Origin of the sequence: Actinomadura sp. (assembly GCF_044508335.1) — a bacterium.
Lineage (GTDB): Bacteria > Actinomycetota > Actinomycetes > Streptosporangiales > Streptosporangiaceae > Spirillospora.
In genome coordinates this window covers 21,145-31,560 of the sequence record NZ_JBIQHY010000086.1, presented here as the reverse complement: position 1 = coordinate 31,560, position 10,416 = coordinate 21,145, and the positions used below count along the sequence as shown (strand labels likewise).

At 73.2% G+C, this 10,416-nt stretch carries 12 protein-coding genes; 7 read left to right on the top strand and 5 right to left on the bottom strand.

The genetic code is table 11. The features are described 5' to 3' along the window. Positions 1–347: 347 nt before the first annotated feature. A complete protein-coding gene (locus tag ACIWVC_RS24820) occupies positions 348–1,487 on the bottom strand; it encodes an Mrp/NBP35 family ATP-binding protein (RefSeq protein WP_396454638.1) in 1,140 nt (379 codons plus the stop codon). Between the two features lie 110 nt (positions 1,488–1,597). Here ACIWVC_RS24820 and ACIWVC_RS24815 point away from each other — a divergent pair, with 110 nt between their 5' ends. Further along, positions 1,598–2,053: a MarR family winged helix-turn-helix transcriptional regulator gene (locus ACIWVC_RS24815; protein ID WP_396448302.1), complete on the top strand. Its 456-nt coding sequence runs from the start codon at positions 1,598–1,600 to the stop codon at positions 2,051–2,053. Here the strand turns inward: ACIWVC_RS24815 and ACIWVC_RS24810 are convergent. Together ACIWVC_RS24810 and ACIWVC_RS24805 are read right to left on the bottom strand one after the other, a co-directional pair. Further along, positions 2,050–2,544 (bottom strand): DUF1003 domain-containing protein, encoded by a 495-nt coding sequence (locus ACIWVC_RS24810; protein ID WP_396448303.1) that lies wholly within the window; start codon positions 2,542–2,544, stop codon positions 2,050–2,052. The two genes, ACIWVC_RS24815 and ACIWVC_RS24810, sit on opposite strands and share 4 nt — an antisense overlap. Further along, positions 2,544–3,842: a magnesium transporter MgtE N-terminal domain-containing protein gene (locus ACIWVC_RS24805; protein WP_396448304.1), complete on the bottom strand. Its 1,299-nt coding sequence runs from the start codon at positions 3,840–3,842 to the stop codon at positions 2,544–2,546. The genes ACIWVC_RS24810 and ACIWVC_RS24805 overlap by 1 nt, the downstream gene beginning before the upstream one ends. A 140-nt stretch (positions 3,843–3,982) precedes the next feature. Between ACIWVC_RS24805 and ACIWVC_RS24800 the strand changes: the two genes are divergently transcribed. Further along, complete coding sequence (locus tag ACIWVC_RS24800) at positions 3,983–4,870, top strand: RNA polymerase sigma-70 factor (RefSeq protein ID WP_396448305.1); 888 nt, start codon at positions 3,983–3,985, stop codon at positions 4,868–4,870. On the opposite strand, the gene ACIWVC_RS24795 is transcribed toward ACIWVC_RS24800, so the two are convergent. Next, entirely contained in the window at positions 4,871–5,371 is a 501-nt protein-coding gene (locus ACIWVC_RS24795) for a hypothetical protein (protein ID WP_396448306.1), read from the bottom strand. Between the two features lie 39 nt (positions 5,372–5,410). On the opposite strand from ACIWVC_RS24795, the gene ACIWVC_RS24790 reads away from it, so the two are divergent. Together ACIWVC_RS24790 and ACIWVC_RS24785 are read left to right on the top strand one after the other, a co-directional pair. Next, positions 5,411–6,349: an HpcH/HpaI aldolase/citrate lyase family protein gene (locus tag ACIWVC_RS24790; RefSeq protein WP_396448307.1), complete on the top strand. Its 939-nt coding sequence runs from the start codon at positions 5,411–5,413 to the stop codon at positions 6,347–6,349. A 53-nt stretch (positions 6,350–6,402) separates the two neighbouring features. Continuing rightward, on the top strand, positions 6,403–7,686 hold the full coding sequence (locus ACIWVC_RS24785; protein WP_396448308.1) for a lysostaphin resistance A-like protein: 1,284 nt from the start codon (positions 6,403–6,405) through the stop codon (positions 7,684–7,686). Here the strand turns inward: ACIWVC_RS24785 and ACIWVC_RS24780 are convergent. Beyond that, a complete protein-coding gene (locus tag ACIWVC_RS24780) occupies positions 7,681–8,070 on the bottom strand; it encodes an NUDIX hydrolase (protein WP_396448309.1) in 390 nt (129 codons plus the stop codon). The two genes, ACIWVC_RS24785 and ACIWVC_RS24780, sit on opposite strands and share 6 nt — an antisense overlap. Before the next feature lie 83 nt (positions 8,071–8,153). Between ACIWVC_RS24780 and ACIWVC_RS24775 the strand changes: the two genes are divergently transcribed. From ACIWVC_RS24775 to ACIWVC_RS24765, 3 genes are read left to right on the top strand one after another with little or no spacing between them, the layout of a single operon-like run. Beyond that, positions 8,154–8,810 (top strand): DUF6758 family protein, encoded by a 657-nt coding sequence (locus ACIWVC_RS24775; protein ID WP_396448310.1) that lies wholly within the window; start codon positions 8,154–8,156, stop codon positions 8,808–8,810. A gap of 13 nt (positions 8,811–8,823) precedes the next feature. Next, positions 8,824–9,690 (top strand): PHP domain-containing protein, encoded by an 867-nt coding sequence (locus ACIWVC_RS24770; RefSeq protein WP_396448311.1) that lies wholly within the window; start codon positions 8,824–8,826, stop codon positions 9,688–9,690. Between the two features lie 10 nt (positions 9,691–9,700). Continuing rightward, entirely contained in the window at positions 9,701–10,408 is a 708-nt protein-coding gene (locus tag ACIWVC_RS24765) for an MBL fold metallo-hydrolase (RefSeq protein WP_396448312.1), read from the top strand. Positions 10,409–10,416: the final 8 nt, after the last annotated feature.

Sequence of the window (10,416 nt, the reverse complement as noted above, 5' to 3'; positions counted from 1 at the left end):
TGCGGGGTCGCTGCGGTCGCCTGCGTCGCCGGGCATGCCCGCTCCGGGCGCTGAGTGCCCTCCGCGTGCCTGCCCGTGGTGGTCGCTTCGGTCTGCGGCCCGGCTCGGGTCTGGTCCGAGAGGGTGCGAATTGTGCTCGTCCAAGAGGCGGCTGGGCGACCGCCCGACCCGTGAGCTGCATCTTGCGGTCGCCGCGCACCTGCGGCAGGCACCTTACGGTCACCGAAGCCGCACGATCCGTACATGGCCAGGTGCCCCGGCCCTACGATCATCCGGCCCGTCGCGGGCGGCCGGCGGTCACCCGGTCTATGTGCTGAGTGTGTGCCTGTCCGGCCGGGTGGGCCGGGTCACCTGCCCTTTGGGCTGATGCCCAGGGACATTCCGGCCAGGCCGCGGGAGCGGCCGGCCAGTTTGTCGGCGATGGTGCGGAGTTCCTTGGCGGCGCCCGCGTCGGGGTCCGACAGGACGAGCGGGAGGCCGCTGTCGCCGCCCTCGCGGAGGCGCGGGTCGATCTGCACCTGGCCGAGCATCGGGACGCGCGTGCCGAGGGTCTTCGTGAGGGCGTCCGCGACCGTCTGGCCGCCGCCCTCGCCGAAGATGAACTGCTGCTCGCCGCAGTGCGGGCACGTCAGGTAGGACATGTTCTCGATCACGCCGACGACCTGCTGGTGCGTCTGCGCGGCGATCGCGCCCGCCCGCTCGGCGACCTCGGCGGCGGCCTGCTGCGGCGTGGTGACCACCAGGATCTCCGCGGACGGCAGCAGCTGCGCGACGGAGATCGCGATGTCGCCGGTGCCGGGCGGCAGGTCCATCAGCAGGATGTCGAGGTCGCCCCAGTACACGTCGGAGAGGAACTGCTGCAGGGCGCGGTGCAGCATCGGCCCCCGCCACACGACCGGCTGGTTCCCGGCGGTGAACATGCCGACCGAGATCACCTTCACGTCGTGCGCGGTCGGCGGCAGGATCATGTCCTCGACCTTGGTGGGCGGGGCGTCGACGCCCAGCATCCGCGGCACCGAGTGGCCGTAGATGTCGGCGTCCACGACGCCGACCTTGCGGCCCTGCGCGGCCAGCGCGGCGGCCAGGTTCACGGTCACCGACGACTTGCCGACGCCGCCCTTGCCGCTCGCCACCGCGTACACCTTGGTCAGCGAACTCGGCTTCGCGAACGGGATCTCCTTGGCGGGCTGCCCGCCGCGCAGCTTCGTCTGCAGCGCCTTGCGCTGCTCCTCGCTCATCACGTCCAAGTCGACCTGGACGGAGGCGACCCCGTCGAGTTTGGAGACGGCCTCCGTGACGCGTTTGGTGATGGTGTCCTTCATCGGACACCCGGCCACGGTCAGGTATACGCCGACGCGGACCGTGCCGTTCGAGGCGATGTCGACGCTCTTGACCATGTCGAGCTCGGTGATGGGCTTGTGGATCTCAGGATCGTTCACCGTGGCGAGAGCCTCGGTCACCCGCTCGGTCGTCAACTGGGAGGCCATGCGCCCATGGTATGAACCCGGAGGCCGTACCCGCTAATCAGGGTGTGCGTCGTCACATGTCGCGTGCGTCTCCATCGCGCCGGCGGCCCGCCGGCCGTACCATCGGTGCGGTGACCGACGGTACCCTCGCGGCCGCCGAGCTGGTCGTCTGGCGGACCATGCTCCGGGCGCAGGCGCAGCTCTCCCGCCGCCTGCAGGCCGACCTGCTGTCCCGCCACGGCCTCGCCCTCGGCTCCTACGAGGTGCTCATGCACCTCGGCGAGGCGGCGGGCGGGCGGCTGCGGATGAACGACCTCGCCGACCGGGTCCTGCTGTCGCGCAGCGGGCTCACCCGGCTCGTCGACCGGCTGCAGCGCGACGGGCTGGTGGTGCGGCAGTCCTGCGCGGACGACGCGCGCGGCCTGTACGCCGCGCTGACCGCCGCCGGGCGGGACCGGCTCGCCGACGCCACCCCCACCTACCGGCGGGGCGTCCAGGACCACATGCTCAGCCGGCTGGACGAGGCCGACCTGCGCGCCCTCGGAGGCATCCTCGACAAGCTCGCCGACGAACGGGTCCCCGCCTAGGGGACGTGCTCCTTCGCGTCCAGCTCCTTGATGACCTGCTGGAGCTCCGAGCGCAGGAAGTCGCGGGTGGCGACCTCGCTCAGCGCGATCCGCAGCCCGGCGATCTCCCGCGTCAGGTACTCGGTGTCGGCGATGCTGCGCTCGTTGCGCGCCCGGTCCTGCTCGTACTGGACGCGGTCCCGGTCGTCCTGCCGGTTCTGCGCGAGCAGGATCAGCGGCGCCGCGTAGGACGCCTGCAGCGACAGCATCAGCGTCAGGAAGATGAACGGGTACGGGTCGAACCTCAGGAACGCCGGGGCGAACAGGTTCCAGCCGAGCCACGCCGTGACGAACACCGTCATGTACACGATGAACCTGGCGGTGCCCAGGAACCGCGCGATCCGCTCCGACAGCCGCCCGAACGACTCCGGGTCGTAGTGGATCCGCGGCAGCAGCGTCCGGCGGACCTCCCTCGGCTGGTCCAGGCGCGCGGTCATCGGGCGTGTCGTCATCATGTGGTCCCCCGGAGAGCCTCTTCCTCGGGATCCGCGGACTCCTCGGCGGCGGCGTCCATCACGGTCTCCCGCCAGTCCTCGGGCAGCAGGTGGTCGAGCACGTCGTCGATCGTCACGGCGCCGAGCAGGTGCCCGTTCTCGTCCACCACGGCGCCCGCGACGAGGTTGTAGGTGGCCAGGAACGTCGCGACCGCCTCCAGCGACATGGTGGGGCGCAGCGGGTCGAGCTCGGCGTCCACGATGCCGCTGACGAGCGTCGGCGGGGGTTCGCGCAGCAGTTTCTGGAAGTGCACGGTGCCGAGGTACTGGCCGGTCGGCGTCGCGGTCGGCGGCCGGCACACGTACACCTGCGCGGCGAGCGCCGGGTTCAGGTCGGGGCGGCGGATCAGCGCGAGCGCCTCGGCGACCGTCGCGTCCGGCGGGACGATCACCGGGTCGGTGGTCATCAGCCCGCCCGCCGAGTGGTCGGGGTAGGTGAGCAGCCGCCGCACCGGCGCCGCGCCCTGCGGCTCCATCAGCGTCAGCAGCCGCTCCCGCTGCTCGGTCGGCAGCTCCCCGAGCAGGTCGGCGGCGTCGTCGGGGCCCATGGCCTCCAGGACGTCGGCGGCCCGGTCCACGCTGAGCTTGCCGAGGATCTCGATCTGGTCGTCCTCCGGCAGCTCCTCCAGGACGTCGGCGAGCCGCTCGTCGTCCAGCGCCACCGCGACCTCGGTGCGCCGCTTCGCCGGCAGCTCGTGCATGATGTTGGCGAGGTCGGCGGCCTTCATCTGGCCGAACGCGGCGATCAGCCCGGCGGCGCCCTGGCCGTGCTCGACGGCGGAGAACCCCTCCACCGCGTCCCAGTCGACGATCAGGCTCTCCCCGCGCTTGCGCAGCCCGCGCCCGGTGCGGCGGCGCACGGCGACCTTCGAGATCAGCCAGTCCCGGGTGCGGGTGGGCTCCATTGCCACGTCCACCACGGACACGGCCTCCCCGCCGTCGCGCAGCCGGACCGTCCGGTCCAGCATCTCCGCGATGACCAGCGTCTCCGACTCGCGCTTGCTGAACCTTCGCACGTTCAGCCGCCCGTCGAAGATGACCGCGTCCGCCTCGATCACGGTCACCCGGGTGATCGGCAGGAACACCGCCCGCCGCGACGCGACCTCCACCACCAGCCCCAGCACCCGCGGCGGCCGCGGCGTCAGGCGCAGCGCGACCACGACGTCGCGGACCCTGCCGACCTGGTCGCCGGCCGGGTCGAACACCGCGACGCCCGCCAGCCGGGCGATGAACACCCGTGTCGGAGCTCCGCTCATGGTCCGGACACTACCCATGATCGCCCCACTGATCCGGATCCGCCCCGGTTCCGCGGCCCCCCATGTCACATCCCGGACGGGCGCCCCGTCGTGAGGGGCGAAGGTGTGGCGAACATTCCGGCATGCGAGGCTGAGCAACCATGGACGACCCCTTCGAGGAGCACCGGAACCTGCTGTTCGCGGTGGCCTACCGGATGCTGGGCACGGCCGCCGACGCGGAGGACGCCGTGCAGGACGCCTGGCTGCGGTGGTCCGCGGGCGACCGGTCCGAGGTGGCCGACCCGAAGGCGTACCTGGTCAGGATCACCACCAATGTGGCGCTCGACCGGCTGCGGTCCGCGCAGGTCCGGCGGGAGACCTATGTCGGGCCGTGGCTGCCGGAGCCGATGCTGACGAGCCCTGACGTCGCCGAGGACGCGGAGCTGTCGGAGTCGGTGTCGATGGCGATGATGGTCGTCCTGGAGACGCTGAGCCCGCTGGAGCGGGCCGTGTTCGTCCTCAAGGAGGTCTTCGGCTACCCGTACGCGGAGATCGCGGAGGCGCTGGACCGGTCGGAGGCGTCGGTGCGCCAGCTCGGCACCCGCGCCCGCAAGCACGTGGAGGCGCGGCGGCCCCGCTTCGAGGCGGGCGGCGCGCAGCGGCGCGCCGCGACCGAGCGGTTCCTCGACGCGGTCCTCGGCGGCGACATCAACCGGCTCATGGAGGTCCTCGCCCCGGACGTCGCGCTGTGGTCGGACGGCGGCGGCAAGGTCCGGGCGCCGCGCCGGGTGATCCTCGGCGCCGACAAGGTGGGCCGCTTCCTCATCGGCATCAACGGCGTCGCCTACCAGGGCGTCGACCCCGCCGACATGCGCTTCGAGCGCGTCGAGATCAACGGCGAGCCGGCCGTCGTGGTGGCCGGCCCGGACGGCCCGATCAGCGCCTTCACCGTCGACATCGCCCCCACCGGGCAGGTCCAGACGATCCACCTGGTCGCCAACCCGGACAAGCTCCGCGCCGTCGCGGAGGGGCGCACGCTCCCGATGTAGCTACCGGTCGGCCTGCCGGCGCTTCCCGCCGAACATCCGCGGAGGGGCGCCGGCGGTCGTCGCCGGGGTCGGCACCGGGCGGACGGCCGCGTACCCGTCGTCCTGCGTCACGACCTCGTCCGCCGGGGTCAGCCGGACGATCCACGACTCGGTCGCCCAGGTCTCCACCTGGCCCTCGTGGGTGCGGGCGTTCAGGCGCTCCTTGGCGAGGATCGGCGCCACGGCGTCCCACAGCTCCGAGCCCGGCTCGACCACCTCGACGTCGGCGATGAACGTGACGAGCCGGCCGCCCTTGTCCTTGCTGCGCAGGATCACCGGCACATGCGCGGACTCGGCCAGCCCCGGCAGCGGCTGCTCGCCCTCGCCGCCGGTCAGCACGTACGCGGAGCCGTCGTGCCACACGTGCCAGGCGGCCCTCGGCTGGGGCAGGCCGGGCAGGTCCAGCCACAGCAGCCCCGACTTCTTGGCCGCCTCCTCCACCAGCGCCCTGTTCAGACCCATGCCGGAAGGGTCTCACACCCGCTGGATAGCATCCGGGCCATGCGCTCTCGACGTACCACCCTCGCCGTCCCTGGCAGCAACCCGCGCTTCATCGAGAAGGCGCAGGGCCTCCCCGCCGACGAGGTCTTCCTCGACCTGGAGGACGCCGTCGCGCCGTCCGCCAAGGAGGACGCCCGCAAGACCGTCGTCGCGGCGCTCAACGAGGGCGACTGGTCCGGCAGGACGCGGGTGGTGCGCGTCAACGACGCCGACACCCGCTGGGCGTACCGGGACGTCGTCGAGGTCGTCGAGGGCGCCGGCGCGAACCTGGACGCGATCATGCTGCCGAAGGCGTCGGACGCGACCCATGTGCAGTGGCTCGACCGGCTGCTGACGCAGATCGAGCGGGCCATGGACCTGCCCGTGGGCCGCATCGGCATCGAAGCCCAGATCGAGGACGCCCGCGGCCTGACGAACATCGACGCGATCGCCGCGTCGTCGCCGCGCCTGGAGGCCCTCGTGCTCGGGCCGGGCGACCTCATGGCGTCGCTGAACATGAAGACGCTCGTCGTCGGCGAGCAGCCGCCCGGCTACACCGAGGGCGACGCCTACCACCACATCCTGATGCGGATCCTGATCGCCGCGCGCGCCCACGGCCTGCAGGCCGTCGACGGGCCCTACTTCAACGTCCGCGACGTGGACGCCTTCACGCGGGTCGCGCGGCGCTCCGCCGCCCTCGGGTTCGACGGCAAATGGGTGCTGCACCCGGCGCAGATCGAGGCCGGGAACGCGGTGTTCTCCCCGTCCCAGGACGACTACGACCGCGCCGAGCTGATCCTGGACGCCTACGACCGCGCCCTGCGCGAGGGCCGCGGCGCCGCCACCCTCGGCGACGAGATGATCGACGAGGCGTCCCGCAAGATGGCGCTCGTCGTCGCCGCCAAGGGCCGCGCCGCCGGGATGGCCCGCACCCGGCGCCCCGACCCGCCGGGGAACTGACGCCCCGTACGATTCGTCCCACCTACGCGAAGGTTCACCGGGAGGGGTCGGACGTGTCAGAGCCAGGGGAGACCGACGGCTGGGCGCCCGTCGACCCCGCCCCTTCCGAGCCGCGGAACCCGCCCGGGCCGCCGGCTCCGCCGCAGCCCTACGGGCAGCCGTACGGGCAGCCGTACGGGCAGGCGCAGCCCTACGGGCGGGCGCACGGGGGCGCTCCGGAGTACACGCCCGGGATGCCCTACTGGCCGGGGGCCGCGGCGCGGCCGGAGGGATGGGGGTACGGGCCGGGGCCGTACGCGCCGGTGTACGGCGCGCAGCCCGTCAAGCGGCCGTGGACGGTCGAGCCGCCGAAGGGCCGCCCGTACCACCAGGCGGCGCGGAACGAGGCGCACCGGTGGTGGCGCCCGCTGGTGGGGACCGTCTCCATCCTCGTCGTCGGGATGGTCTTCGTCCTGGTCCTGATGGCCGTCGGGGCGATCATCAAGGTCGCGGTCACCGGGGAGTTCACCGACCCCGCCGGGGCGGACGGCGACACGATCTTCGGCAACACCACCGCCGACGTCGCGTTCAACCTGGCGGCGCTCGCCCTGTTCCTGCCGCCGGTGCTCGGGGCGGCGTGGCTGATCCAGCGGCGGCGGCCGGGCACGCTGTCGTCGGTCGCGGGACGGCTGCGGTGGCGCTGGCTGCTGGTGTGCTCCGGCCTTGCGGTCCTGTTCTGCCTCGTGTCGTACGGGACGTCGATCCTTGCGGCCCTCGCGATGGACGACCGGTCCGGCGGCGACGAGCACTGGGTCGGGTGGGGCGCGTTCCTGGTCCCCGCGCTCGTGATCGTGCTGCTGGTGCCGTTCCAGGCGGCGGCCGAGGAGTACGTCTTCCGCGGCTGGCTGCTCCAGGCCGTGGGCGCCTGCACGCTGGAGAACGCCCGGGGCCCGGTGGGGCGGATCTTCAGCGCGGTGTTCCGCACCCCCTGGCCCGGCATCGTCGTCGGGTCCGCGCTGTTCACGGCCGGGCACGGCTACACGAGCTGGGGCATCCTCGACATCTTCCTGTTCGGCGCGATCGCGGCGTGGCTGGCCGTGCGGACGGGCGGCCTCGAATCGGGCATCGCCCTGCACGTCTTCAACAACCTGATGGCGTTCCTGCTCCCGGCGGCGGTCGGCAAGCTGGACATGGAGCAGGGCAGCGTCCCCTGGCAGGTCGTGCTCGCCGACGTCGTCCCGATGGTGCTCTACGCGCTGGCGGTCGTGTGGCTGGCGCGCCGGATGCGGATCCAGCGGCTCACCGCGCAGGACGACGTGCCCGCCGCGCCGGACACGGAACCGGTGCCGGTGTCATAGGACGCCCCACTGCCTGAGCGCGTCGACGAGCCCCGGTGTGACCGGCAGGCCGCCGAGGTCGTCCACGCGCACCCAGCGCGCCTCGGCCGCGTCGTCGCCCGCGCGGAGCGTCCCGCCCGTCACGGTGGCCGTGTAGTCGTGGATCTCGTAGGTGACGCCGTCCGGGCCGGGGCGCTCGACCGTCCCGGCGAGGGCGCCGACGGCGACGTCCAGGCCGGTCTCCTCCTTCAGCTCCCGCGCGACCGCCGCCGGGTCGTCCTCGCCGGGCTCGACCCGCCCGCCGGGGATGGACCACTGGCCCTCGCCGGGCGGGCGCCCGCGCCGCACCAGCAGCAGGCGCCCCTCCCCGTCGTGCACGATCCCGCCGACGCAACGCTTCCTCATGACCTCAGTTTGTTCCCCCTTTCCCAGGCGGCTACCTGGCCGAACTTGACGACCCGGGACGTGGCCGCGCAAGGTGGGTACTCATGAGGGCGGAGCCCATGTGCCCGCGCTGCGCGGGGCCACTTCGCGCACCGGGACTCTGGTCCAGCGACTGGAACTGCGGCGTGCACGGAGCCGTCCTGCCGAGGCAGCCGTCCAAACGTCCCGGCCCGGACGGGCTCGCCGCCGTGCTGCGCGACGCGAAGGTCCCCGTCTGGACGCCATGGCCCCTTCCGCCGGCCTGGCTCGTCACGGGCTTCGCCACGGTCGGGGACGACCGCTCGGGCGCGCGGGCGACGGCCGTCGCCGTGTCCGGGCCGGGGCTGCTGCGCGGCCCCGCCGACCTGCTGCTGATCGCCGAGGAGCCCGGCATCGGGCTCGGCGCCCACTACGCGGGGCTCGACGCCCCCGACCCCGGCGAGGCGTTCAACGGGAGCCCCCCGCACGTGAAGCTCGACATCAGCGGCCCGGCCGCGACGTGCGGGCGGTCGGTGCCCATGTGGGCGGTCCGCACCGGCCCCGACCGCGCCGACCGGGCCGTCTTCGTCGGCGAGGCGATGGGCAACTGGCTGTGGGCGGTGCTGTGGCCGGCGGACGCCGGCGTCCTGATGCTGGAGACCCAGAACCTCCTCGACCTGCGCGAACCGGGCATGGAGATCGACCTTCCCTACGGCGCCTACACCCCCCGGCTCGACGAATGACCCGGACCGGCTGATGCGGATCGACCTGCACTGCCACAGCGACGCGTCCGACGGCACCAGGCCGCCCGCGGAGGTGGTCAGGCGGGCGCGGGCCCGCGGACTGGACGTCGTCGCGCTCACCGACCACGACACCGTCGCCGGGTGGGCCGAGGCCGCGGGCGCGCTGCCGGACGGGCTGGCGCTCGTCCCCGGCATCGAGCTGTCGTGCAAGGAGGACGGCCGCAGCCTGCACATGCTCGGCTACCTGTTCGACCCGGAGCATCCGGAGCTCGCCGCCGAGCTGGCCCGCATCTGCGACGACCGGGTGATCCGGGCCCGCGGCATGGTCGACCGGCTCCGCGACCTCGGCGTGGACGTCACGTGGGGCATGGTCCGGGCGCTCGCGCGCGGCGAGGCGGTCGGGCGCCCGCACATCGCGCGCGCCATGGTCGAGGCCGGCGCGATCAGGACGGCGGACGAGGCGTTCACCTCCCAGTGGATCGCGCAGGGCGGCCGCGCCTACGTCGAGCGGTACGCGCTCGACCCGGAGCGGGCGATCGGGCTCGTCCGCGCGGCCGGGGGAGTGTGCGTGCTGGCGCACCCGCGGGCGCGCCGCCGCGGCTGCGTGTTCGAGGACGAGGTGATCGAGCGCCTCGCCGCCGCCGGGCTCGCCGGGGTCGAGGCCGACCACCCCGACCACCTCCCGGAGGACCGCGCCCACCTGCACGGCCTCGCCAAGTCGCTCGGGCTCGCCGCGACCGGCTCCAGCGACGACCACGGGGCGCTGACCGGCGACCGGCTCGGCGCGGAGACCACCGCGCCGGAGGCGTTCGAGCGGCTCGCGGAGGCCGCGTCCGGCAGTGATCTCCGTGTGCCGGATCGGGGCCGCGAAGCACGGTAGGGTGCGTTGCGTGGACGCGCGCATCGAACAGGTGGTGACGTCGGGGAAGCTCACCCTGGACGACACCGAGTACGACGTCGAGAACAACACCTACATCGTCGGCGACGACGACGAGGTCATCGTGATCGACCCGGCGTACGACGCCGAGGCCATCCTCAAGGAGGTCGGCGACCGCGAGGTCATGGCCGTCATCCTGACCGACGGCAACGAGCACCACCTCAACGTGGTGCTGGAGGTCGCCGCCGCCGGCGAGGAGGACGAGGACGACTGGGCTCCCATCGCGATGCACCGGGCCGACCGGCTGCTGTGGCGCGACTACTTCGGCCGCCTCGCCAAAGAGGAGGAGGACGAGGAAGACGCCAAGGCGCTGCGCTCCCTCGAACCCGACATCTGGCTGGAGGACGGCGGCGTCTTCGAGATCGGCGAAGCGCAGCTGGAGGTCGTGCACACCCCGGGCCACACCCCCGGCAGCGTCTGCGTGATCAGCGAGCAGCTCGGCGTCCTGTTCTCCGGCGACACGCTGCACCGCGGCCGTCCCGGCTCGATCGGCGGCGTGTTCGAGGACCTGCGTAAGCAGCTCAACTCGATCGGCGCGCTGCTGACCCCGCTGCCGAAGGAGCTGAAGGTCCTGCCCGCGCAGGGCGAGGAGACCACGGTCGGCGACGAGGACGCCCGCTGGGAGACCTGGGGCTCGCTGGCGAACGAGTCCGACGACTGACGTGGGCG